At 45.1% G+C, this 25,509-nt stretch carries 18 protein-coding genes and 4 tRNA genes; 14 read left to right on the top strand and 8 right to left on the bottom strand.

The window, feature by feature from the left end:
* Positions 1-6: 6 nt before the first annotated feature.
* On the bottom strand, positions 7-1,203 hold the full coding sequence (locus AC0L6N_RS11105) for an acetate kinase (protein WP_473474665.1): 1,197 nt from the start codon (positions 1,201-1,203) through the stop codon (positions 7-9).
* 579 nt (positions 1,204-1,782) lie between these two features.
* Here AC0L6N_RS11105 and betI point away from each other — a divergent pair.
* The 9 genes from betI to AC0L6N_RS11060 all read left to right on the top strand — a co-directional run bounded on the left by betI (position 1,783) and on the right by AC0L6N_RS11060 (position 15,831).
* A complete protein-coding gene (gene betI, locus AC0L6N_RS11100; RefSeq protein ID WP_011575367.1) occupies positions 1,783-2,373 on the top strand; it encodes a transcriptional regulator BetI in 591 nt (196 codons plus the stop codon).
* 1 nt (position 2,374) lies between these two features.
* Positions 2,375-3,838, top strand: a complete 1,464-nt coding sequence (gene betB / locus AC0L6N_RS11095; protein ID WP_473474664.1) for a betaine-aldehyde dehydrogenase — start codon at positions 2,375-2,377, stop codon at positions 3,836-3,838.
* The gene (gene betA, locus AC0L6N_RS11090) at positions 3,838-5,508 is read left to right on the top strand and encodes a choline dehydrogenase (protein WP_473474663.1); all 1,671 of its coding nucleotides are present in this window, start codon (positions 3,838-3,840) and stop codon (positions 5,506-5,508) included. Before betB ends, betA begins: the two co-directional genes overlap by 1 nt.
* A 104-nt stretch (positions 5,509-5,612) precedes the next feature.
* Positions 5,613-6,830 carry a BCCT family transporter gene (locus AC0L6N_RS11085; protein WP_473474662.1) on the top strand — a complete coding sequence of 406 codons (1,218 nt, stop codon included), beginning with the start codon at positions 5,613-5,615 and terminating at the stop codon, positions 6,828-6,830.
* Positions 6,831-6,921: 91 nt separating this feature from the next.
* Entirely contained in the window at positions 6,922-9,315 is a 2,394-nt protein-coding gene (locus tag AC0L6N_RS11080; protein ID WP_473474661.1) for a TonB-dependent receptor, read from the top strand.
* Between the two features lie 236 nt (positions 9,316-9,551).
* Positions 9,552-11,885, top strand: a complete 2,334-nt coding sequence (locus AC0L6N_RS11075) for a CehA/McbA family metallohydrolase (RefSeq protein ID WP_473474660.1) — start codon at positions 9,552-9,554, stop codon at positions 11,883-11,885.
* Between the two features lie 561 nt (positions 11,886-12,446).
* Positions 12,447-13,745, top strand: a complete 1,299-nt coding sequence (locus AC0L6N_RS11070; protein WP_473474659.1) for a hypothetical protein — start codon at positions 12,447-12,449, stop codon at positions 13,743-13,745.
* A 32-nt stretch (positions 13,746-13,777) separates the two neighbouring features.
* Positions 13,778-14,188: a hypothetical protein gene (locus AC0L6N_RS11065; protein WP_473474658.1), complete on the top strand. Its 411-nt coding sequence runs from the start codon at positions 13,778-13,780 to the stop codon at positions 14,186-14,188.
* Entirely contained in the window at positions 14,185-15,831 is a 1,647-nt protein-coding gene (locus AC0L6N_RS11060; protein WP_473474657.1) for a diguanylate cyclase, read from the top strand. Before AC0L6N_RS11065 ends, AC0L6N_RS11060 begins: the two co-directional genes overlap by 4 nt.
* A gap of 123 nt (positions 15,832-15,954) precedes the next feature.
* Here the strand turns inward: AC0L6N_RS11060 and AC0L6N_RS11055 are convergent, their stop codons facing one another.
* Positions 15,955-16,239 (bottom strand): hypothetical protein, encoded by a 285-nt coding sequence (locus tag AC0L6N_RS11055; RefSeq protein WP_011575358.1) that lies wholly within the window; start codon positions 16,237-16,239, stop codon positions 15,955-15,957.
* Positions 16,236-17,879 (bottom strand): response regulator, encoded by a 1,644-nt coding sequence (locus tag AC0L6N_RS11050; RefSeq protein ID WP_011575357.1) that lies wholly within the window; start codon positions 17,877-17,879, stop codon positions 16,236-16,238. Before AC0L6N_RS11050 ends, AC0L6N_RS11055 begins: the two co-directional genes overlap by 4 nt.
* A gap of 304 nt (positions 17,880-18,183) precedes the next feature.
* Between AC0L6N_RS11050 and AC0L6N_RS11045 the strand changes: the two genes are divergently transcribed.
* The 4 genes from AC0L6N_RS11045 (at position 18,184) to AC0L6N_RS11030 (ending at position 22,163) form a co-directional block, all read left to right on the top strand.
* Positions 18,184-19,329, top strand: coding sequence for an FAD-dependent oxidoreductase (locus tag AC0L6N_RS11045; RefSeq protein WP_473474656.1), 1,146 nt, complete (start codon positions 18,184-18,186; stop codon positions 19,327-19,329).
* Between the two features lie 54 nt (positions 19,330-19,383).
* Positions 19,384-21,276, top strand: a complete 1,893-nt coding sequence (locus tag AC0L6N_RS11040) for a DUF885 domain-containing protein (protein ID WP_473474655.1) — start codon at positions 19,384-19,386, stop codon at positions 21,274-21,276.
* 96 nt (positions 21,277-21,372) lie between these two features.
* Positions 21,373-21,552, top strand: coding sequence for a hypothetical protein (locus AC0L6N_RS11035; RefSeq protein WP_473474654.1), 180 nt, complete (start codon positions 21,373-21,375; stop codon positions 21,550-21,552).
* Between the two features lie 41 nt (positions 21,553-21,593).
* The gene (locus AC0L6N_RS11030) at positions 21,594-22,163 is read left to right on the top strand and encodes an NADPH-dependent FMN reductase (RefSeq protein ID WP_473474653.1); all 570 of its coding nucleotides are present in this window, start codon (positions 21,594-21,596) and stop codon (positions 22,161-22,163) included.
* Positions 22,164-22,292: 129 nt separating this feature from the next.
* Here the strand turns inward: AC0L6N_RS11030 and AC0L6N_RS11025 are convergent, their stop codons facing one another.
* The 5 genes from AC0L6N_RS11025 to AC0L6N_RS11005 all read right to left on the bottom strand — a co-directional run bounded on the left by AC0L6N_RS11025 (position 22,293) and on the right by AC0L6N_RS11005 (position 24,318).
* Positions 22,293-23,708 (bottom strand): alanine/glycine:cation symporter family protein, encoded by a 1,416-nt coding sequence (locus tag AC0L6N_RS11025; RefSeq protein WP_011575353.1) that lies wholly within the window; start codon positions 23,706-23,708, stop codon positions 22,293-22,295.
* Between the two features lie 212 nt (positions 23,709-23,920).
* Positions 23,921-23,995: transfer RNA gene (locus AC0L6N_RS11020), tRNA-Gln, on the bottom strand.
* Between the two features lie 36 nt (positions 23,996-24,031).
* Positions 24,032-24,106 (bottom strand) — tRNA-Gln (locus tag AC0L6N_RS11015).
* 4 nt (positions 24,107-24,110) lie between these two features.
* Positions 24,111-24,195: transfer RNA gene (locus AC0L6N_RS11010), tRNA-Leu, on the bottom strand.
* A gap of 46 nt (positions 24,196-24,241) precedes the next feature.
* A tRNA-Met gene (locus AC0L6N_RS11005) sits at positions 24,242-24,318 on the bottom strand.
* A 965-nt stretch (positions 24,319-25,283) separates the two neighbouring features.
* On the opposite strand from AC0L6N_RS11005, the gene AC0L6N_RS11000 reads away from it, so the two are divergent.
* Entirely contained in the window at positions 25,284-25,496 is a 213-nt protein-coding gene (locus AC0L6N_RS11000) for a helix-turn-helix domain-containing protein (protein ID WP_473474652.1), read from the top strand.
* The last annotated feature ends 13 nt before the right edge of the window (positions 25,497-25,509 follow it).

Genomic DNA, 25,509 nt, shown 5'->3' with positions numbered 1-25,509 from the left:
GTCTCCTTAGGCTTTAAAGGCGCAATGAATGGTGTCTTTAGTAATAACCCACTCTTCGTTGGTGGCGATGGCAAAAACAGGCTTAGAGGTTGCGTTGCTAATGCGCCCTGAGCGGCCAAAGCGTGTTTCAGTGTTTAACGTTTCATCTAAGCTAAAGCCCATATGGGCAAGTTGCGCTATGGTTTGCTGGCGAATATAACTGGAGTTTTCACCGATGCCGCCAGTGAACACTAAGGCATCTAAGGGGCCAACAAGCGCCAAATATGAGCCGATATATTTTACTAAGCGATGCACAAACATATCGAGGGCAAGTTTGGCGTTCTCGTTGCCTAATGCTTGCTGCTCCTCTAATGCTCGACAGTCATTGCTCAACTGTGAAATGCCTTGAAGGCCCGATTGCTTATTCATCAGCGCACTGACCTGAGCGGCGCTGTAATCTAATGACTCAATCAGATAGGTCGCCACGCTGGGATCAATGTCACCACATCGAGTCCCCATGACTAGGCCTTCAAGTGGGGTGAACCCCATGCTGGTATCGATCGCCTTACCTTGCTTTATCGCTGTAATACTGCAGCCGTTGCCCAAATGTGCAGTGATCAGGTTACATTGGGCAATATCTTTATTCAGTAATCTAGCGGCTTCATGTGACACAAAATGATGGCTGGAGCCATGAAAGCCGTATTTACGAATACCATGCTGCTCGTAAAGGCTATAGGGCAGGGCGTATAGATAGGCGTGCTTGGGAAGTGTTTGAAAATACGCAGTATCAAAAACCGCGACTTGGGGCAAATCTGGAAACGCGTCTTGGGCACTTTCAATACCCGCCACATGCGCCAGGTTATGCAGTGGCGCCATTTTCGCTAAATCGCGAATGCCTTCTTTGACTGATGAATCGATTAAACACGATTGCTCAAAACGTTCCCCCCCGTGCACCACGCGATGTCCAATCGCAATAATGCTTGATTGTAAGGCGTCATATTGCGTTAACACTTGGCCGATACTGGCCAGGGCCTGTTTGTGGTTGGCATTGTCAGTGAGTGCGACGGTGGTTTTGTGCTCATCGGAGCTATAGCGCAATTGGGCGTTATGTGCCCCGAGGTTTTCAGCAATTCCTTGCAAAGGAGCAGCGCCTGTTTCGGCATCGATAATGGCGAATTTAATCGAAGAACTACCGCAATTGAGCACAAGTACGTGTTGATTCATAAACGTTTTTTATCCTTCGTGGATGAATGCTAAGACGTCAATAGTAGCGCGCCTAGGGCGTTTTGGATATGGCTAGCTTGGCTCAATCACGCGGTGTTTGTTGGGAGGCAATAGACAACAAGCAGATAGCACGAAGCATTGCTAGTGCGTGCGCAATACTCGCGTAAGACTCGTGTAAGACTGTCGCTTAACAACCGTGCAATGACGTAGAAACAAGACGCAGTTAGCGGTCGGCATTTTCGGTATCGCCATGCTTACTTCGATGGGGTGTTTTCACTCGTTAAATCGTTAGTGTTCTACTAAATATGACAGTTTTATGACGACCCTAATAAACGCGTTTATGGGATTACATTTACGCAATATGCTTGTTTTAAAGCCCTTTTAAAGATTTTAATTAAAAAAATGTGATTATTTTTATTCTTTTTGTTTGCTCTTTAATTACGCGGCGTGCCAACGAATTAGATTTAGCTCTACGCATTTATCTGGCCAGTTTACAGTTTGTCAACGTTGAATTATCAAACCTATTACCCTAAAATTTATTTTTATTGAACGTTCAATTAACAAAAGTCTTTGCACACTATGCCTAAAGTTGGAATGCAGCCAGTACGTCGACAACAACTAATTGACGCCACGATAGAGTCGGTGGCTGAGCTTGGTTTACGTGCGACTACCATCAATAGCATCAGTAAAAAGGCAGGTTTATCGTCGGGCATCATTAGCCACTATTTTGGTGGGAAGCAGGGCCTTATCGAAGCGACCGTGCGTTATTTGTTATCTAACTTAAAACAAACGTTATTAGGTGGGCTGAAGGCAGATACCACCTCAGAGCAAAGACTGATGTTAATCGTTGAAGCTAACTTTTCACGGCTTCAACAACAAAGTAATGCAACCAAGACTTGGTTGAGCTTTTGGGCGCAATCCATGCACGACATTGAGTTGCATCGCTTGCAGAACGTAAACAGCAAAAGACTGTGCAGTAATTTAGCGTGTTCATTTAAACAGTTAATGAACGCTGAAGACGCAAGAGCTGCCGCTGAATTAAGCGCGGCAATGATAGACGGCTTGTGGTTAAGAGCGGTACTAAGCAAGTCTGACAAAGATGAATTTGAACACTGTGAGCGACTGGCAAAAGGCTACGTGCGCTCGCTTATCAAACAATATGGATCCTAACGTGACAACACTTGTTTACCAAAATTTCATTCATGGCCAATTCCTCGCTAACCAATCTGGCGAAACATTTGCTGTTAAAAACCCAGCAACTGACGACGTGATTTATCGCGTTGAAGTAGCAGATGATTCCGTTCAACAGGCGGCAATCAACAGTGCTAAAGAAGGCTTTGCACTTTGGTCAGCTATGACGCCCATTGAACGTAGTCGGATTTTATTGAAAGCTGTGTCATTACTGCGTGAGCGTAATGACGCCTTAGCAAAAATTGAAGTGCTAGATACCGGCAAACCGTGGCAAGAGGCCGAGTGCGTGGACGTACAAACGGGTGCTGATGTTATCGAATACTTTGCTGGGTTAGCCCCAGCTCAAGTTGGTCAGCAACAATCGATAGGTGATGATTTTTATTACACCCGCAAAGAGCCTCTTGGCATTTGTGCTGGTATAGGCGCATGGAACTACCCTCTGCAGATCGCCTGTTGGAAGTCGGGCCCAGCGCTTGCTGCGGGTAATGCACTTATTTTCAAACCGTCTGAGGAAACCCCATTAGGCGCGATTAAATTAGCAGAGATTTTCTTCGAAGCGGGTCTACCAGCCGGTGTGTTCAATGTGGTGCAAGGCGCTGCAGAAGTAGGCCAATGGCTGACCCAAAGCCCAGACATCGAGAAGGTGTCTTTCACCGGTGAAGTAGGCACGGGCAAAAAAGTCGTTGCCAGTGCAGCTGGCTCACTAAAAGATGTGACCATGGAATTAGGCGGTAAATCCCCGTTACTCGTGTTTGAAGATGCCGATGTGTCACAAGCGGTGAGCGCCGCAATGCTTGGTAACTTCTACACCCAAGGTGAAGTGTGTACCAATTGTACCCGGGTTTATGTCCACAAGTCTGTGTATCAGGCATTTATAGACGAGCTTAAAACCCGCACTGAGCAGAACATTATTGCTGGTGACCCGCTTGATCCAAACGTTAATTTGGGCGCGTTGATTTCTAAAAATCACCAAGACTTAGTCATGAGCTATATCAACAAGGGCATTGAAGAGGGCGCGACCGTATTAACGGGCGGAACAACGCTTAGCCCTGCATCAGCACCGAACGGTTATTTTGTGGCACCGACGGTGTTCACCGATTGCACCGACGACATGACCATAGTCAAAGAAGAAATATTTGGCCCAGTGATGAGTGTGTTGGTGTTTGATGATGAAGCTGATGTGATACGCCGTGCGAACGATACGCACTTAGGCTTAGCCGCGGGGGTATTCACTAAAGACATCAAGCGCGCTCACCGCGTTATTCACAAATTACAAGCGGGTATTTGCTGGATCAACAGCTACGGTAATTCTCCGGCAGAAATGCCAGTGGGGGGTTATAAGCAATCGGGTATCGGCCGTGAGAACGGCATCGAAACACTCGATCATTACACCCAAACTAAATCCGTTTATGTGGGTATGACCGACATAGAGAGCCCATTTTAATGGCTGAGCAAACTTACGACTACATTGTAGTGGGCGCAGGCTCTGCAGGGTGTGTATTGGCCAATCGCTTATCTGAAGATGCCAACAATCAAGTGTTGTTATTGGAAACCGGCGGCAGCGATAAAAACATCTTTATCAAGATGCCCACTGCGCTGTCCATTCCGATGAATACTGAAAAACTCGCTTGGCAGTTTCACACCGAAGCTGAACCTTATTTAGACAATCGAAAAATGCATTGCCCTAGGGGCAAGGTGTTAGGCGGTTCGTCGTCTATCAACGGCATGGTATACGTACGAGGCCATGCCAAAGACTTTGACGAGTGGCAAGAGCACGGGGCACAAGGATGGGATTATCAGTCTTGCTTGCCTTACTTTCAAAAAGCAGAAACGTTCTACTTAGGTAAAGATGCCTACCGTGGTGATAAAGGCCCTCTTGGAGTCAATAATGGCAATGAAATGGCGAACCCCCTCTACACCGCGTTTATCGAGGCTGGTAAGCAAGCGGGTTACGCGGCCACCGATGATTACAATGCGGCACAGCAAGAGGGTTTTGGCCCCATGCACATGACCGTAAAAGACGGTGTGCGCAGCTCTACAAGTCGCGAATACCTTGACCCGGTTAAGTCTCGCAAGAACTTAACTATAGTCACAGGTGCACTTGCTGAAAAAGTGCTGCTTGACGGCAAAAAGGCCGTTGGAGTTGAGTACAGCATTAACGGCAACAAAACGTCGGCTAAAGCATCGAAAGAGGTGGTGTTAAGCGCAGGCTCCATTGGCTCTCCTCACCTGTTACAACTTTCCGGGATCGGTGACAGTGACACACTCACCGCTGCGGGGGTTCAGGTGAAACATCACTTACCTGGCGTAGGGCAAAACCTGCAAGATCATTTGGAGTTTTATTTCCAATATAAGTGCAAGCAGCCCATCACGTTAAACGGCAAACTTGGCCTTATTTCTAAAGGCTTGATTGGCGCTCGCTGGTTAATTACCCGCAAAGGTTTAGGCGCCACCAATCACTTTGAGTCGTGTGCGTTTATTCGCTCAAAACCCGGCGTTGAGTGGCCAGATATTCAATACCACTTTTTACCGGCAGCTATGCGTTATGACGGGCGAAGCGCGTTTGATGGCCATGGTTTTCAAGTGCATGTGGGCCATAACAAACCGAAAAGTCGTGGAGCAGTCACGATTAAATCTGCTGATCCGACTGAAGCACCAAAAATTCAGTTCAATTATTTGCAGCACCAAGATGACATTGAAGGCTTTCGCGCCTGCGTGCGCTTAACGCGTGAAATTATCGAGCAAAGCGCGTTTGATAATTACCGTGATGATGAAATTCAGCCGGGTAAGCACATCCAAACTGACGAAGAAATAGACGCGTTCGTGCGCCAAGCAACTGAGAGTGCATACCATCCGTCGTGTTCTTGCCGTATGGGTGAAGACGCCATGGCCGTGGTGAATTCCAGCACTCAGGTGCACGGTATTCAAGGGCTTAGAGTGGTCGATTCGTCCATTTTTCCCACTGTGCCTAACGGCAACTTGAATGCCCCCACCATTATGGTGGCAGAAAAGGCCGCAGACATGATTTTGGGCAAACCTGCACTTAGCCAAGCGCAGGTAACGGTTGCGACTTCAAGCAATTGGCAAACTGTGCAACGTAACGCAACGATTTAATCTGGCCACCTGACACGCAGTAAAGGACGTATTTTTGCTGCGTAACGCGAGTCAAAAAACAGGAAGAAAGATGAAGTTTTATCGCTTATTTTGGGGAGGCTCAAATGACCTTATGGCTTAACGCTGGGATCATTTTCACCCTATTGGCCATTGTGGTTATTTTGCTCAAATGGGGAAATGTCGTTTGTGTCGGTGTTACGCCGGTCAGGCTTTTCACTTTTATCGCTATTCTATTTACCTCAGGCCTAGACGTTGGCTTGATCATGTTCCCGCTGACCGAGTTTGGTGGCTACGCAAACCTAAAGGCCAACCCCGAATACGCCTTTACCAACCCAATGGCCATTGAATTTGGTTATTGGGGGTTTCTGATTTGGGGCTTTTACTTTCTTACTTGTTTTTACTTCTGTGTGGTTGAGCCCAAGGTTAAGTTTTTCGAGATCCCGCTGGTTAAACTGATTAACAATGTGGTGATCATTGGCACCTGTGCCTTTACTGCGTTTTTGTTGTTATCTAATTTGCCTTGGTACCTACCGGCCATCGGTGATGGCGAATCAATTGTCCCGAGCTTCTATCTTATTGTATTTGCCGCTATTTGCTTTGCGGTGTATTCCAGTACTGACATCAAATATGTACGCATATTGAGTATTTCTACTACCTGGCTGTTTATCGCCTTGATCGCCTTTATGTGGGCGGGTGCCTTTTTAGGCAGTGACAGCCACGTTGCCGCATTTGTGAGTAACCTAGAGCTGATAGGTAGCTATTTTGGCAACCTAGAAGACTTTGTATTGCCCCTGAACAAGTACCACGAATTTTATTTATTCTGGTGGTTTGCGTGGAGCATCATGATTGGTCAGTTTACCTCTCGTTTTGTCGGCGGCTTAAAAACGTATCAAGTACTTGGCGCCATGTTGATTTTTCCGTCTATTCCTATCGCGGTGTGGTTCAGCGTCATATATCAATACCATGAAGCGGGCATTCCTACCGCTGGGCTGAAGAACTTCGCCATGGCTTTTGTGGGCATAGTGTTTGTGATCAATTCACTCGATTCGCTGATCCGTTTGTATACCGACAATTTAAATATGACGGTCAAGCGTTTGGGTAAGCTCGGTTACATCGCGCTAAACGTGATCACATTGTCGTTGTTGACCCTGCTGTTCAAATTAGAGTTTCTGCAAATTCAATGGGTTGGAGCGCTGGTGATCGGTTTGTTCTTTAGCTGTGCAATTTTCATCGCTTATAGCAAACCTAAAACAGTCAAAAACATCGACAGTTCACCAAAAGATAACGAAATTGATTTCACTAAAATAGATTCAGTAGATTAAAAGTTTGAAATATTAACACCAAGAATTAGTAACTAAGGAATTTACCATCAATTCACACAATATAAACACAACACACAAAACAGGACTTTTTATGAATACTTATGTGCCAAAGAAGCAAAGCCTTATTGCTTTGTCTGTGCTGTCAGCTATGTCTATGACGTCATTGCCAGCTTTTGCTCAAGAAGCAGACGCACAAGCCAGTGCAAAAAAACAACAAGAAGAAGACTTTGAGTCTATCGTAGTAACGGGACGTAACGTGTCGTACGCAAACAGTGCCGCTTCTGAAGAAATGAAAAAGCAGCAAACACCCATGACTAGCGTGCTGGCCTTAGTCGATAACTTGCCAGGCGTATTAGTGACTGAAGGTGACCCGTTTGGCTCTGATGAATGGTCTACCAGTATTTCAATTCGTGGTTTTCAATTGAACCTTGAATCACAGCAAATTGGTATGACGGTTGACGGCATATCAAATGGTAACTCGAACTACGGCGGTGGTACCAAAGCCAGTCGTTATATCGATACCGAAAACTTGCGTGGTGTAGAAGTATCTCAAGGTACTGCTGATATCAGCTCGCGCTCAAACGAAGCGCTTGGCGGGACAATGGATTTCACCACCATTCTACCTGCGTTAGATGAGCAATTAACGGTTAGCACAACACTTGCAGAACATAATGCGAGAAAATTTTACGTTCGTTACGATACCGGCGAAATAGCACAAGACACGTTCGCGTGGATGTCACTATCAAGCCAGCAAAATGATGACTACATGGACGGTTCAATCACCAACAAACGTGATCACGCTGAAGGTAAAATTATCAGCACCATTGGTGAAGTGGATCTTACCGCTTATGTTAGTTACGACGATGCAGAAGAATACACTTATCAACGAGTTTACGGTTTAGCTCAATACGAGCAAAACGCTGAATGGGATGGCTTGACTGAAGATTGGTCTGGCGTGCCATACCAAGACCAAGTGTTTCGTGAAGGTTGGGTAACTGAGCGCGAGAACTTTTTCACCTACTTAAAAGCTGACTTCGCGGTAGGGGAAGTTGATTTTAGTACTAACGTCTATTACCACGAGAATGAAGGCGCAGGAAAATGGATCCCATATTACATTGCTAATGTCACTGATGACGGCGTAGGTAATCCAAATTCTGAGCTAGATTCATCGACCACTGCCTATGGTGGTGTATCACAAAGTTTGATTTATTTTACTAATCGCGCTGGCGAAACGTTATCGCCAATCGCTGGTTGTGAAAGCTCAATTGGCTTCCCTTACGGCGGTGGTAGTGCAGAAATCGACCCAGGTTGTTACGAGCAAGGCGCTATTCCAGTTAGCTCAAACCGTCATACCCATTATGATAAAAAACGTTACGGCGTAAACGGTGACTTTACCTGGAATACCAGTATTTCTGATATGGACAACGTGTTACGCGGCGGATTTTGGTATGAAGATTACCAACGTGACGAGTATCGTGATTGGCACAAAACCATAGATGCAGCCACGAGCCCCCGCTATGACGAAACTCCTTATTGGGTGCAGTACGATCGTGAATTCCCAGTTGAAACGTTGATGTATTACATTGAAGACGAACTTGATGCTGGCTTCGCTAAATTCCGTTTAGGAGCAAAGCAATTCAAGGTCGATGTATCTAAAGATGACCAGTTTGTACCAGAGAACGACTTGGATGTTTCATCTGATTCAGATGTGCTAATTTCAGCTGGTTTTGTTGCGCCATTGCCGCTAGACGGCCTAGAAGTATTCGGTGGTTATGCTGAGAACTTTGCCGCAGTAAAAGATTCAGTATTAGAGCGTGATGACGCTGATGTGAGCACACTTGAGCCAGAAACAGCTGATAACATTGATTTTGGTTTACGTTATTCAACGCCTGGCTTTAACGCAAGCTTGACCTATTACAACATCAAGTTTGAAAACCGTATCACCTTCATCAGCAACGAAGACGTCAACGGTATTGATTTCTTAGAATCTGATGCGGGTGGCTTCCTCAATGAAGGTGGTATTGAATCTGATGGTATCGAAGCATCAATCGATTATAAGTTTAACGAGAACTTCGGTGTGTATGTTTCATACACTAAGAATAAATCGACCTATACTGGTCTAGAAGTAAGCGCCACTAATGTAGTTATTGACGTTCGTGGCAAAACCGTTATCGGTAGCCCAGAAGATATGGCGGTTATCAGCTTCGATTACGCCAAGAATGACTTCTACGCTGGTTTTAGCACCAAATATGTAGGTGAGCGTTTCTTAGACCAAGTCAACACTCAAGAAGTCGACTCTTATGTAGTGAGCGATTTGTATGTAGGTAAAACCGCTTATGATATTGGTGGCAGCATCGATAGCGTCGAGCTTAGCTTTACTGTAAACAACGTATTTGACGAAGAGTACTTAGGTTCAATCGCGCCAAATGCCGGTTGGATTGGTGCACCACGTATCGCATCATTTAACGTTAGGTTCGTAATGTAAAATTACTGACCCTACGAGGCCACATTCAGACTCTCTGTTTGTGGCCTTTTTTGTACTTGTACTTGCGTTCGTGATCGTGTTTGTCAGTACGATTGCTCATGAATACGGCCATTTTGTTATTATGCGCGCTGCAAAAACTGACATAAAACGCGTTTAGATTCTTATTTCGCGCAGATGTGATAAACCTAATTTAATCAGAACAGGCAGAGCGTTAAGCCTGCCACAGGTAGATAACCATGAAACTCTTTTCTCGCTCTTCTTTATTTGCCAGTCTCGGGATCCTATTGACAGGCCTTACCGTGTCATTTTCAAGCTATGCCACTGTCAGTATCATAAAAGGCAAAACCGTTATTCCCCATGGCAACGCGACCTCAGACAGCGATATCACCATTAAAAACGACAAACTCGCATTTTCATTAGCCATGGGATCAGCACCGCCTTGGGGCGTAGCGCGAGGTTGTATTGTTGATATTGCAAACGTTGAAGCCGATGGGACGCTGAGCCTTGACCGCGTGGCGTTTGCGGATTTCATACCGAATGATTGGTCAAGCTGGCCCAACACATATCAAACCCTTGATGTGATAAAAGACAGCCCTGATGAAGCCATCGTTAACATTACCCGAGATTTTGGGCAGGTTGAAATAAGCACTACCTATAGTTTGCTTTCAGGCTCTGACATTATTCATGTACAAACCACTATGACCAATCAAGGTGAAGCGATCCCAGACATGCGTTCAGGGTTTACCTTATGGCCCGATGGGGGATACAAGTTTGCGGTACCAGAACATAAATCGGGTGATAAAAAGGAGCAGGCTGCGAATTTTATTGCTGATCGCTTTGTGGGCTATGCTGCCGATTGGGCAGTTGCCTTACACGCTCCTTACCTGAGCGAAACCAAACACCAATCAAGAGATTTATATACCCAGCATAGTTTGCAAAAAGGCCAAACTGTGACGTTCACAGGTGATTACCAAGTCTTGGCTAGCGGCGATTTAGCCCCAGTGGTTCGGGCTGAAATTACCCGTAAAAACGCGAAAGCGGGCACGCTTTCAGGGGAAGTACGCACTCAAAGCGGAAACTTGCTCACACAACCTGCCATTGTCGTGACCCAAGACGATGTACCTTATATGTGGGGTTTAGGCCAAAATGGCCAGTATCAATTTGATTTACCCGTTGGGCAATACCAAATCTATGCCACAGGCAAAGGCTATTCTGCGAGCAAAATTCATGACATTGAAATAACTGAAAAGCAAACGCAAACATTGTCGTTTAATGATCTTCTCGCCCCCGGTAAGGTCAGTGTTCAGGTAACCGATGCCAACACCAACGCGCCCCTTGATGCGAAAATTAAAATTGAAAAAGGCAATCAGCCATTGATTGAGTTTTTAGGTGCGCGCACGTTTTTCACTGAACTTGATAGTAAAGGCCAAGCGACATTTCCACTGGCCCCCGGTGAATACCAACTGAGTATCTCTGCTGGTGGTGGTTTCAACGCAAAGCCTGAATTAATGAACACCAAAGTCAAAGCTAATGAGACTACAAATATTACCAGTACTATTACCATCAGTACGTACTCGACACAGCATGGTTGGTACGCAGGGGACTTACATCACCATGCTAACGTGCTCGAAGGCTCTACTTCCCCTGAGTATTTGGTGCGCTCGCAATTAGCTGCTGGATTAAACGTGTTGTTTGTGAGCGATCATGATTCGACCAAAAACAATGCTGAAATACAAGCGCTGGCAGATAAACGCGGTGTGCCTTTTGTTCCGTCAATAGAGGTGTCACCGTCGTGGGGGCATTTTAATGCATTCCCAATTGATAGCGGGGCGCAGTTATCGGTCGACCCAGGGGTGGATGATATTCACACCCTGATCAAAGATATGCGCCGCATGGGCGCCACGGTAATTGCATCAAACCACCCGTATATTCCCTATGGTTACCTAAGCAGCTTGAACAAAAACACTGCTCCAGGTGGTTTCAACCCTAGTATTGATTTGTTCGAGTTAAACGCTGGAGTTGATAACGCGCCAACAATTGAGAAAGCCCATCAGCTTTGGTCACAGGGATTGCCTTACTACTATACCGCAGGATCAGACACTCACGATGTATGGAATCAAACCAGCGGCTTAAATCGCATGTTCGTTTACACGGCCAGTAAACCCGATGCACATGCGTTCGCTCAAGCCATGAAAAATGGACGTTCTTATGTGTCATTCGGCCCGATCATTTACCCGCAAAATGTGATGTTTGGTGACACGGTTAAACTGGCTAAAGACCAACCTCAATTGCTTACAGTGGATCTGGTTGCAGTCAACGGCCTTAAGTCTATACAGTTGATTGGTGGCGTGAGCGAGTCTAGTCCTTCTGCCCAAATTCAAAATGAAAGCTCAGGCGAACACAGCAGCAGAGTAATAAAGCATCAGGCACTCAGTGGTGATAGTGCATCGATTACCTTTAACCTGCCTAAGGTATCGGGCTGGGCCGCCTTAGTGGTCGAAGATATGCAAGGGCACAAAGCTTATTCGAACCCGATTTGGTTAAAAGAGGTAGATAAAAGCCAGTTTTAATCAGTAGGCTTCAATCAGCAAAACGTGTATACATTTAGCCGTTTTCGTTGGTGTTATTTTAAAACGACCTTTCATGTATATTCACCTAACCTAGCGGTGGTCTTCACCGCTAGGTTCCTTACGACTTCATATACAAAACACGAAATGTACCAAGGCAATAAAAAATAGGCTTTGCGGACATTTGATTTTTTGGTTATAAAATAGATAGTTGTTAAGTCTGGGTAAAAACAGCCTCATTAATATGGATGATATTTGGGGACTCTTATTCTCCTCATCTCTTATCTCTATATATCTGCTTTGGCAGAAAAATCGTGTGTGAATATTTATTTACATAAATTGATGTGTACATTGTTATCGTTAGTTTCGTCTGTTTAATGTTTTTTTCGCGTCATGTAACGAAAATTCCGCCATTTTTACTAGGTTTGAATGACGGTTTCGTTTTGACTAGATGCTTTTCATTAGGGATGGTTAAATGAAACGTTTTACTTATAAACAACACGAACATTTTCAATATCCTACTACCACAAAATTGCGCGCCGTATTTTCAAAGAGAGTGCATTAATGTTTTGTTGGTATCGCTCAAAGATTGTCGCCTATAGCGCGTTCATTTTGCTGGTTTCGTGTGGGGGCATTAACTGCGTATCGGCGCAGTCAGGCGTACCTGAGCTGCCAGAATCATCCGTTAGAATAAGCGGCTTTGGCACACTTGGCTTGACCCACAGCAGTGGGCCTGACGGGTGGGGGTATCGGCGTGCAATTTCTCAGCCCCAAAATGATGGTGGAACGCGAGCAGACACCGACTCACGGTTAGGTGTTCAACTGAACTACGCACCTTCTGTGCAATTTGAGTTAGTCGGCCAGTTAGTTGCCACTCGTCGTTCTTCGTACGCCCCTTTGAGCGACAGCATCGAATGGGCATTTGCAGCTTATCGACCTCAAACAGATCTAACCTTTCGCATTGGACGGTTAAACATAGACGCTTTTTTGTTAGCAAATTACCGCAACGTGGGTTTTGCCTATCATTTTGCCCGACCGCCAGTGGACTTTTATGCGTCGTTACCCCATACACTAGATGGCGCGGACATCAGCAAAACGCTGCAATTTGATGACAGCTTATGGCGCTTTAAAGCCTATGGGGGAAAGTCTCGTAGTGGCGATTTGTCTGAAAACGCGCGTGTTGCAGTAAAACCCGTTGTGGGTATCACCACAACCAGAGAAACAAGTGAGTTAACGTTAAGAGCTGGGGTGGCGTATTCTGGCTTGTCAGACAATCCCACTGTGTTGAAGCCTATAATAACGGGTTTAGAAAGTATCAGTGCCATTGAAATACCCGAGGTAGGAGAACAAGCACGGCAATTACAAGCAAGGCTTGATAACTCAAACGCCCACGTCGTTTATTACACACTTTCCGCACATTACGAGGTAAGTGACTGGTTGTGGACATTCGAAGTGACCAAGGTGACGGGTCACCCCTCTGCACATATGACAAGTGGATATGCGGGTGCGGGTAAACGCTTCGATGCGGTGACCCTGTTTGCCGGCGTTAGTTTAATTTCAAGCCCAAATTTGCCTAACTTTACACCAGAGTGGTCGTCCGCATTGACAGCTGTGTTAGGTGAGTCTGAAGCTCAGAAAATACAACGATTAGGTTCTGCAGCAGAGTTTGCAATCAATAAATCTGGTGCAAACCAACAAAGTTACTCGGTTGGCGCGCGTTGGGATTTTCATTCTAACATGGCGTTAAAAATACAGTGGGATCATATTCAAATTGATCATTACGGAGGAAGGTTGTGGGCTAATGCCACTATGGCGCCAGGGAATGCAAATGTAACCACTGTCTTGCTTGATTTTATATTTTGATGATGTCTTTTAGAAGCGTTGTTCAATATTGCATGTTTGGCATCGCATTACTTATATGTACTCATGCCAGAGCGGATTTTTATATTGTGGTGCATTCAAGTAATCAACAGCAGTCATTAAGCCAGAAAGAAGCGGTCAACTTATTTATGGGCCGTAGTCGTGCCTTTGCAAATGGAGAGTTCGCGTTGGTATTTGACTTGCCCAGAAGCAAGCCTATTTCCAGTGCTTTTTACCGAGCGCTAACCGGTTTGAGCATGGCGCAAGTCAACAGTTATTGGTCGCGCTTAATGTTTTCTGGGCAAAACATGCCGCCGCAACCCTTGCCGAATGAACGTGCCATGATAGATATCATTAAGCGTAATCCCAGTGCGATAGGGTGGTTAACATCCGTACCCAAAGATGAAAACCTTCGTGTATTGCTCATACTCAAGGAGCTTTCTTGAGTAAAATCACGCGCAGTATTCGCTTCACTGGTTTTCAAATGCGCCTGCTATTGGTTATCGTTTTAGGGGCCAGTGTATTCTCAATAGGTGCAAGTGTTGCGGCTTACTATTTAGGGCAGCAAAAAGCGATTGAGACGAGTCTGGCAAGTTTGAATGATTTGACGCAAGCGGTTGAAAAAACCGTTGCTATAGGCGCTTACGCGTCAGACCTTGTGCTACTTGAAGAGGTCGTTGAAGGATTGGCCCGAAATTCTCTTGTTGCCCGTGTGGAAGTCTACTCCAATAATGGTCAAATTTTGCTGCAATCCGCTGAGGTTGAATCTGCCGCTAACATCGATTCGCTGCCAGCCAGATCACCCTACATCGAGCGAGCACTTTATTCACCCTTTGACGCTGAGGAGCGTATTGGTGCAATACGGATCTTTGCACAACCCGCACATATCGCTGCCGCGTCAAGAAAAGAGGCAATGACGTTAACGGTGATGATGATAATTCAAGCATCAGTGCTCGCGTTGTTGCTTTACGCTGTAGTGACGTTTTTAATATCTCGGCCAATCACCCAACTTGCCATATCGTTACGTGCTATGCGTCCTGGTACACATGAGCGCCTAAATATTCCTGCTCTTCATAAGCGCGATGAAGTGGGTATGTTAATGAACAGCGCAAACGCGTTGCTAGATTCAAATGCGCAAGCGCTGGAACGAGAAAGGGAGCTTAGAGCTGATGTTGAAGCGTTAGAAACGCAATATCGTCAAATTTTCGATTCAAGCAGTGCGGGCATTTTTGTATTAGACGGAAACGGTAAACTGGTAAATAGCAATCCAACGGTAGCAAAGGTCATTGGTGTGCCGCTTTTTAGATTATTGGAATTGCAAAATGAGGATTTTGTTAAGCAGGTTTTTCACCACGCTGAAGAACTGCAAGCGATGCAAAAAGAAGCGACTGAAACCGGAGAAACGGTTTCCAAAGATCTTGAACTCATTCCTCGCAGTGGGAGGAGGCGTTGGGTGCACTGCCTTATTTCAGTTCATCAAGCCGCGTGGCGCAAAGACAATGTAGCGAGTCAAATAACAGAGGGCGTTATATACGATATCACTGAGCGTAAACGCGCTGAGACAGCTGCGCTATTCAAAGCAGAACACGACGCTCTCACTGGGCTTAAAAATCGAGCTGCTAGTTACGAGTTAATTGAACGTTTTCTAATGGAAAGTACACAGGAAAGTACTCCCCTTAGTATATTGGGTATCGATTTAGACGGATTTAAACAAATTAATGATAAATATGGTCATGAAGCAGGGGACAATGTATTGATCGCCTGCGCTCAACGAATGCAAGATGCTGTAAGGCGTTCCTCCGATATGGTTGGCCGGCTTGGAGGAGATGAATTTGTTGTGGTAATGCAAAACATTGGGCCGACGGATAAAACGTTATACATAACAGCAGATGCACTACTTGCAGCACTCGCAAAGCCCATAGAAATAAGAAACGGAATAAATGTCAGTATAGGGGCAAGCATAGGCATTGCCTGTGCTCCACTTCATGGAAATAAACGAAAAGGGCTTCTGGATATGGCTGATGCGGCCATGTACGAGGTTAAGCGAACAGGAAAAAACACTTATGCGATGGCAAAGCTCAACCATTAAAATGGTGTGGGTTTGTAAATGTGTATTTATTCAACGCGCTAAAACGGCTGTATGTGTCCTTAGCCGAAAGAGAAGGTTAATTAAGCCAGAGGTAATACTTTGTTTAGCTAGTCGCAAGTCCCGTTACGGTCGGTCTTTTTTTTCGCCTATGGCTTTATCGTTGCCCTTGCAGATGGTGTCATAACCGTCTCGGTAGTAGCGTAAATTGACGCAGGCTTCTTCGTAGCGCTTTTTAGCGGTGATAGCCTGTTGCGGGTACTGTTTGTTATTCATGGTCTTGCGCCATTCATTGCATTGTTGCTCTTGGCGTTTTACTTCGAGAATATCTTCACAGGGTTTCTGTTTGTTTGCGCAACCTGAAAGGCCGAGAACGAGTGTGGTGCTAACAAGGAGGATTATTTTTTTCATGCTACCTCTACGTATTTCCCGAGATCACTTTTAAGTGATTCAAATTTTTGTTGGTGTGACTCAAGCATAACCATATTTTTCAAATGCCGATACATCTGTTTTAGTGCATTGATGGCACGGGTTTCAGGTTTCTTCATTTGCGCGATGAGTTTTAAATTGCATTGCAAAATATTCAGGGCCACACCCGTATTAACCGGGGCCACTTTTTGAGCTTGAGTAAACGCATTGTGGGCCTCTTGATATCGCCCGCAGTTGTAATGCTCTATGCCTTGTTTATTGAAATTTAGGTAATCGCGTCTACGCTGCGCTGATTGTTCGACACTACTTTTCAGCGCATACAAGGTCCCTTCATCCAGCTGTTTACCACTTTTCGCCAGGGTTTTGCTCAACCGTTCGGCATCGTCATATTCACCTAAATCCAGCATCACTTTTATGGAATCAGGCGCAAAGGCGCTAGGGTATTTTTCAAAGCGTACTGCAATTTGCTGCTGACATTCGCTCAAGGTACGTTTTGCTTCGAGTAAACGCCCATCTAAGTAGTTGATCCGCGCAGTAAGAATATTCTCGTAGATATTGTAATCAAAGTCTTCATCAATTCTGGCTAGGGCATCGTCGTGACGGTAGCGGGCAATCGCCGTCATCATTTCGTGCTGGTAACGGCTACGCAGATGTTTGTCGTCACAGTGTTCTGCGGCATCTAAAATACTGCGAAAGTATGAGCAAAGATGAGAGATATCCCGGTGAATTGATTTTTTAGACAGCTCCCATACATCCAAACTACGTAGCTTAACCATTTCATAATGCTGATTTTGTCGAGCAATTTTACATGCAGTCAGTTGTCGCTCCACTGAGTAAGGCGCAATCTCAATGGCACGTTCGATGGCGATTAAAGCGCTAGGGTAGTCATGCTGCAACAAGTAACATTGGGCCAAAATATCTTGGGCTTCAAAAAGCATGGGATTGCGTAAGGATACATCCTGCGCAAGGGCAATAGCGGCATCGTAATTGGTTAGGTACATATCTGTTTTTGCTAGCGCGATGCTTACCCAAGGCTGGGGTTTTTGCGCCAACAGTGGCGTCAGCATGTGTTTCGCCTGAGAATATTCTCCCGCTTTCCAGTAAAGTTCAGCCAATAGGCGGCAACATGTTTTAGCGTAGCGCGTGCCAGACATGATCAGCTTGCGACAGGCCGCTATGGCATCGGGCGTGTTATTTTTTTGCATGGCATCATAAACCGAGCGCAGTGCGATACGTTTATGGTAGGCCTTTGACAGGCGCAAATTTAACTGGGCTTGGGAAAAAGGTTTAATCAAATAGTCATCAGGTTGGTGCTCGACACTGCTAAATACAACCGGACGGTCAGAGTCCGCGCTGACTACTGCGAACACGGTTTCTGGTTTAACCAGATTTTTTTGTCTGGCTTCTTCTAAAAACTGATAACCATTCTTTTTGCCCGCCCCCAAATGTAGATCACAAATGATAAAATCGAATTTCTCTTTTTTACATGCAGCAAGCGCTGAATCGGCGTTTTGAACGGCTACAACAGATTGCGCCCCCATGTTGTTCACCACACCGCGCAGGAGTGTGAGAAAGGGGCGTTGGTCGTCCACAATCAATACACGTTTGTCAGAATAATTCATGATCTATCTACCTTTAGTGTCCGTTACATAAGGTGCTGGCTGGTGGTAATGCAATATATGTTTTATCTCAATTTTATAAAAAGAGTAAATAATTAACCTCTTTTACAGTGTATAAATTACACGTATTTAAGCAAAGTTAGTTATGTGATCTTATCCTTTAGTATGAGTTTTGCCGTGGATACCAGAATTTGCGCTGCCCAGATATCGCCGCTAACAGTAGGATGTGTGTTAATCTAGAGGCATAATTCGAGTTAGTTATTTATCATAAACGCATTGGAAAAAACCAATGATAAGAGAAGCTTAGGTGTTTGATTTTTGTATAGTAGGCGGCGGTATGGTCGGCGCAGCAACGGCATTGGGCTTAGCGCAAAAGGGATTCTCTGTGGCGTTAATTGAAACCAATATGCCAAAACCGTTCGAGGCAAATGACGAGCCTGATATGCGCGTGTCAGCCATCAGTGTCACCTCACAAGCGTTACTTGCGTCTTTAGGGGCGTGGCAACATATTGAAAGCATGCGTACGTGCACTTATCGGCGTTTGTCAGTGTGGGAGAACTCCTCAGGGCGCACTGATTTCGATAGCGCTGATATTCAAGCAGAGCGCCTTGGTTACATCATTGAAAATCGTATTTTACAGCTTGGCCTGCACGCAGCGTTATTGCAGTGCGAAAATGTGACTTGGTTTACCCAAAGTGAGATTACTAAGCTCGTCACTCATGGGTTCCCCGAGGTGCATTTTGCTGACCAGAGTCAATTAACCTGTAAATGGTTAATTGGGGCTGATGGTCTGCATTCTCGCGTGCGCACGGCAGCGAATATTGGTACCAAAGGATGGCAATATCGCCAGCAAGCGTTTGCTATTCAAATTATCACCCATGCTGCCCAGCAAGACATCACCTGGCAACAATTCATACCAACTGGACCTGTGGCCTTTTTGCCCATGTATGGGCAATTTGCGTCACTGGTGTGGTACAACACCAGTGACAACATCAATCGCTTAAAAGCATTATCTAAAACTGCACTCAAGCAGGAAATTAAAAAAGCGTTTCCAAATGAGTTAGTGGATTTTGATGTGCTAAAAACAGCCCGTTTTCCTTTGATGCGAATGCACGCGAATCAATACGTTAAGCAACGGGTTGTACTGGTGGGTGATGCGGCTCATGCTATTAATCCGCTGGCTGGTCAAGGGGTTAACCTTGGTTTTAAAGATGTGGCAGCGTTACTTGATTGCATCGATGGGGATAACCCCTCAGCGGAAAATATCACGGCGTATGAAAGCAAGAGGCGCAATGATAATTTACTCATGATGAGTGCTATGGATGCAATATACAGCACATTTAAACAGCGCAACCCGTTAGTCAAAGCAGCGCGTAATATCGCTTTGAAACTGGTTAACAATGGCGGCGTAGTTAAACAGCAAGTCATGAAATATGCCATGGGGTTAGATTAAGCTGGCACAATGCTTTCATCATAAAAAACTGAACACCATTTTAGGAGAATAATAATGATAAAACGTCTACTGATACCCTTCGCACTGAGCGCGGTAGTGAGTGCTTGTTCTACTTCCCATGACCAAGGTGCTAGTGCTTTGCAAGCGCCGAATGCACAGCAAGCACAAAACGTGGTCAATACCCAGCGTAGTCAAGCGCAGCTGCAAACCTTAGTGGAGCAGTACACTAAGCAGTTTTTGCGTTATGAGCCGCTATTATCCACCGCGATAGGTGTACCAGAATCCTTAGCGGGAGCGGGTTACAACAGGCGTTTTACCGATTTTTCTGCCATGGGCATGCGCAAGCTGCAAGACGATATGAATACGGCAGCCATGGCGGTGGCGAAAGTTGATAACAAGGGTTTCGCTCAAGATGAAAAGCGACATCAACAAATAGTGACTGACATTTTGCGCTATTACGCTGGCTTTTCTGAATTTCACGGCGGTTACATAGACACATGGGCCGGGCATTTACCCTACATTATTAACCAGCTTTCAGGTCCGTTAATTGATGTTCCTAAAGTGATGCAAGTGCAGCAGCCTGTATCGAATTTTGAAGAAGCACAGGATTATATCGCGCGATTACAACACTTCGATTTTCTCGTTGCCGGTGTGGTTGAAAAATATAAAACGGATAAATTAAACGGTGTGCAATTACCGAAAAAGCTCTATCCAAAAACCTTAGCGTATTTTGAGAACTTTTTAGCCAGCCCGGTTGCTGAACATGCCTTAGTGACCTCGTTCGCCAAAAAACTTGAACAAACGCCCCTAAGCCAAGATGAACAAACCGCTTTGATTAAGCAGGCACAAGAGGCATTAACTAATGTGGTTTACCCTGCTTATCAAACCGTGAAAGACACTTTATTAGCGACCCAAGCGAACGCGCCTCAAGGGGATGGAATTTGGGCGCAGCCTAATGGCGACGCTATGTATCTGCACGAGGTGCGGTATTTAGGTGATTCAAGCATCACACCGGATGACATTCACCAGTTAGGGTTAGATGAAGTCGCGCGGATCAGCACTGAAATGGACACTATTTTGCGTGCTCAGGGTTACGACGAGGGTTCTGTTGGTGAGCGTATGGTTTTGCTGGCTGAGCAACCTGAATTTTTATATCAAGATAGTGACGAAGGGCGTGCGCAGCTATTAAACGATCTTAACGGACAAATAGCCGAAATAATGGCTAAAACTGATATGTATTATGGCGCTTTGCCGACGCAGAAGGTTGAGGTCAAGCGTATTCCTAAAGTCACCGAAGCAGGGGAAGCCGGTGGCTATTATTCCCAGCCATCATTAGATGGCGAGCGCCCAGGGATTTTTTGGATTAACCTTCGAGACATGTCAGCTGTCCCCAGCTTCTCGCTAAAAACCCTGACCTACCATGAAGCTGTACCTGGGCATCATTTTCAGATTGCCCTTAACATGGCACAGCAAGATATTGGTCTACTTAGACAAAACGCGCCTTTTAATGCGTATGTGGAAGGTTGGGCGCTTTATTCTGAGTTAGTCGCCAAAGAAATGGGCATGTATGAAAATGATCCCTTTGGTGATTTAGGGCGCTTACAAGCAGAGCTATATCGTGCGGTGCGCTTAGTCGTGGATACTGGGCTGCACCGTAAAAAGTGGACGCGTGAACAAGCAATTGAATACTTCCATGAAACCACGGGCACGGGCATGACGGATGTGATCGCAGAAGTTGAGCGTTATATGGCGCTACCGGGCCAAGCCCTTGGTTACAAACTCGGCATGCTGCAGTTTGTTGAGTTGCGCCAAATGGCTGAGCGAGAGCTGGGAAGTGAATTCGATTTGAAACGTTTTCATGATCTGTTGCTTTTACCCGGTGCCCGCCCCATGTCAGTAGTTAGAAGTGATGTTAAACGCTGGATTGCCAGTAATGGTGCGGGTTAACGCTCTTGGTATGAAGGCCACTACAAATGAAAGTTAATAGCGATGAAGCTAGTTAAGCGCATCAATCGATTTTAACTGCATGAGGAGAAACATTAATTGACAGTTTTAATTATTTTGGGCGTCTTGTTCATCGCCTTATTAATCGTTGTACCTTTGCTTGAACGTTCAAGCTTTAGAATATCCAACGAGCAAATGTCAAAAATGAGCCGTTGGATATTGCCATTGTTGGTTGTGATGGTCGTTATCCAGCTCATCATGCACTTTACCACTAATTGACTTATTTGATACTCGCTACGGGATCACTAAACGGAAAAATTATGGCTTCGAAAATACTCTTTTTAGCGGGCAGTGCTCGCAAGGATTCACTCAATAAAAAATTGGCTAAAGTCGCGTATGAATTGGCGTTAGAGCAGGGCGCTGATGCGACATTTATCGACTTAAAAGACTTCCCCATGCCGATTTACGATGGTGACGATGAAGGCACCAATGGTTTGCCTGAAAATGCAATTAAATTGAAACAGCTGTTTATTGAGCATTCAGGGGTGTTTATTGCGTCACCTGAATACAACAGCTCTTTCTCTGCATTACTTAAAAACAGCATTGATTGGATCTCACGCCCCCATGTTGAGAAGGAACGGCCGTTATCAGCCTTTACCGATAAAGTGGCTGCACTTGCGTCTACTTCCCCTGGCGCGCTTGGAGGGCTACGTGGTTTAGTGCCACTTCGAATGCTGCTTGGCAATATTCAGGTGATGGTGATCCCTGAGCAATTGGCAATCGGTGGTGGAATGACAGCGTTCGATAATCAAGGAAAGCTCACAGATGAAAAGCAACAACGTGCCTTAGGATTAATTGTTGCTAGACTAATTTCTGAAACATCGAACTAGTCTTGTAAGCACGCTAGACCAGTAAACGGGACAGTAAAAAGCCGCTGGACGTAACGTCACAGCGGCTTTTTACTGGTAATTTACTTGAGAAGGAAACAAACAAATCAGTCGCCTTGCAAGTGAATAAGTCTACTCGCTTTTGTCCCAAATACCTTTTTCGCTCTCGCCTTGAATTTCACAATCACCGGTGCGATATTCCATATTTTTTCCATTTTTGTGCTTGTCAAAATAGTCTTTACTAATGGCCACAATCGTTGGGGTAAGCATGACGATAGCAATAATGTTAATCACCGTCATCAAGCCCAGTGCCATATCCGCGGCAGCCCAAACTTCTGGTAAAGCGGCCATAGAGCCCCACAAAATCATCGCCAAATAACCTGTGGTATAACACGCTCTGCCGAGTTTATTATCAAGCTTGAACATATGCAGGTTACTTTCACCGTAAGCATAGTTTGCCACCACAGACGTAAAAGCAAATAAGCTGATAGCGGCTGCAACAAATTCTGTACCGCCACCACCTAAATGGCTACTCATGGCATTTTGGGTTAAACGGATCCCTTCCATCTGGTCGCTTGATGAACCGCCCGCAAGCAATATTACAAACGCAGTACAGGTACACAAAATCATGGTGTCGATAAACACCCCAAGCATTTGCACATAACCTTGTGAAACCGGATGATTCGGGTTCGGTGTGGCACTAGCCGCTGCATGAGGCACACTACCTGAGCCCGCTTCATTTGAATAAAGCCCCCGCTGTACACCATTTTTAAAGGCAGCGCCCAGTGCACCCGCACCGGCTTCTTGCAAGCCAAAGGCTGACTTGATGATGTCCATGAGCATCCCAGGGAGCATGTCGATGTTCATAATGGTCACGAATAAGGTGACCGCTACGTAGCCCACTGCCATAAAAGGAACAACCCACTCAGCGAAACGAGCAATAGCACGAAGCCCGCCCACTACGATAAGTGCCGCTAAACCGATGATCACTAACCCAGAGTGTAAGGTAGGGATATCGTAAGCGAAATTTAGCGCGTCAGTAATCGTGTTGGCTTGCACGGCACTGAAGATAAAGCCGTAACCAAGGAACAAGAAGAGTGCGAAGGTAATAGCCAACCAACGTTTGTTTAATCCTTGTTGAATATAATAAGCGGGCCCACCACGATATTCACCGTTATCATCACGTACTTTATAGAGTTGGCCTAAAACACTTTCAGCAAAGCCAGTTGCCATTCCAAGTAGAGCAATAACCCACATCCAAAATACAGCGCCAGCTCCGCCTAATGAAATCGCTACTGCGACACCTGCTAAGTTACCTGTACCCACCCGAGCGGATAAACTGGTACACAGCGCTTGAAAAGAGCTGATCCCTGCTTTGTCACTTTTGTTACTGCCTTTCATGACACCGAACATGTGCGTAAAGTGGCGTAACTGAATAAAATTTAGTTTAAAGGTAAACCAAACTCCCGCAATGATAAGCAGGTAAATCAATACCTGACCATCACCCCATAATATATTGTTGATAAAACTGACAAGTTCAGAAATCAAAAGACGTTCCGTAATTTTTAATTATATGATGATTGGAATAAAGTGTGCCGCGTAAAGCCGGGTGTGTCTAGGTTCAAACGGGAAAAGGGCAGTAAAAAGGCAAGGAAAAAGACTGGAAAAGCTTAATTAAAATAAATTCGTTGGCCAAACGAAAAAAGCCAGACATTAGTCTGGCTTTTTAAGCATATACTGGTGATATTAATCACTAAATATGGCTGGGATAGCTGGATTCGAACCAACGAATGACGGGATCAAAACCCGTTGCCTTACCACTTGGCGATATCCCAATAAAACAGATATCAACAATCTATTTATTGAAAAAATGGCTGGGATAGCTGGATTCGAACCAACGAATGACGGGATCAAAACCCGTTGCCTTACCACTTGGCGATATCCCAAACATGGTGCGGAAGGAGAGACTCGAACTCTCACGCCGTGAAGCACTGGAACCTAAATCCAGCGTGTCTACCAATTCCACCACTCCCGCACATTTTTTCCCTGTTTCTCTATTATAAATATAGTCAAACAGGAAATGGTGGCTACAGCGGGATTCGAACCTGCGACCCCATCATTATGAGTGATGTGCTCTAACCAACTGAGCTATGTAGCCATTCCTTCTCTCCCTCTCAGAAGAGGCGCGTATTATGCTGATTAGGCTTTTAGTCGTCAACCGTTTTTTTAAAGCAAAATGTTTGATTGCTCGCATAATAAACAGCTGGTGTGAATTTACTCTATTTGTGAGTAAAAAATTGGCAATATGAGTCTGTTTTTGTGTTTACTCTGGTTTAATAGATTTGTTTTTATAGAAATTGAGCCGCTAAAACCACACAATTCCTGACATTAACGGCGTCTTTTTGAGGAAACTAAATAAAATTTTCAATCGACTTTTCTTGTCTTAGTTAATTTAGAGGTATCTTTTTGCTAAAAAAACGTTTGGCAGATGCTGAATCAGTATTTTATGTGAAAGAGGTGTGGATGTTTCAGTGTTCTTCTACTTGAGATTTTACAAGAACCTTCTATCTGAACCTTTTTTGTAAATTTGCCCTTGATTGCGCAAGCTAAGCTCTGGCAACTTTCGATGGGACTGGTTTGGAAGGATCCCGCAGTATCATTTTCATTCCTGCCGATCCAAGCACGCTAGCCGCCGTAAAAAGCTGTTGGCAATGAGTGCCTGTTTAGTGCGCATTTATTATCACGAAAGACGTTTATTTTAAGCCCCCTACATCCTATTAGATTCAAAAGTAATGACGGAATGAACGATTGAGATGCAAAGTACCGGTTACGGAGTTAAAACGTCTGAAAGTGGCTCACAGCAGCAAGGATTAGTATCGGCTCAATGGGATGACCACGTCAGCGAAGCCTTATTGCGATTGATGCAGTAGGTGAGTAATCCAATTGATACCGCTATCTTTGGTGAAAGCCGTCTTCGAGAGCTTTACTGCGCTGTGTTAAGGGGAGAATCAGGGTCTTTAAGCAGGCGTGCTTTTGGGGCAGGAAACGAAATTGCTCATGCAATAGAGTACTTATTCAATCACTTAGGGTTGATGCCACTATTGATGATATTGCTACCAAAGTGTGAATGAGACGTGCTGCGTCTATCGTAAGTTTGAACAAGCGACCACTATATCTTCAATTCAGTTTATTAAAGCGATGAAGTTAAACAACGCAGCAATGAGGATAGCGACAAGAACGAATGTCGGTGAAGCCGCTATGGAAGTGGGCTATGTGAGTTCATATCAGTTCAGCCGGGAATTCAAAGGTAGGTACAGGCAATCACCGAAACAATGAGGCACCACAAGGA

It is taken from the genome of Paraglaciecola sp. G1-13 (assembly GCF_055809255.1).
The sequence above is the reverse complement of the archived record's forward strand: the minus strand, read 5'-3'. Positions and strand labels throughout refer to the sequence as shown.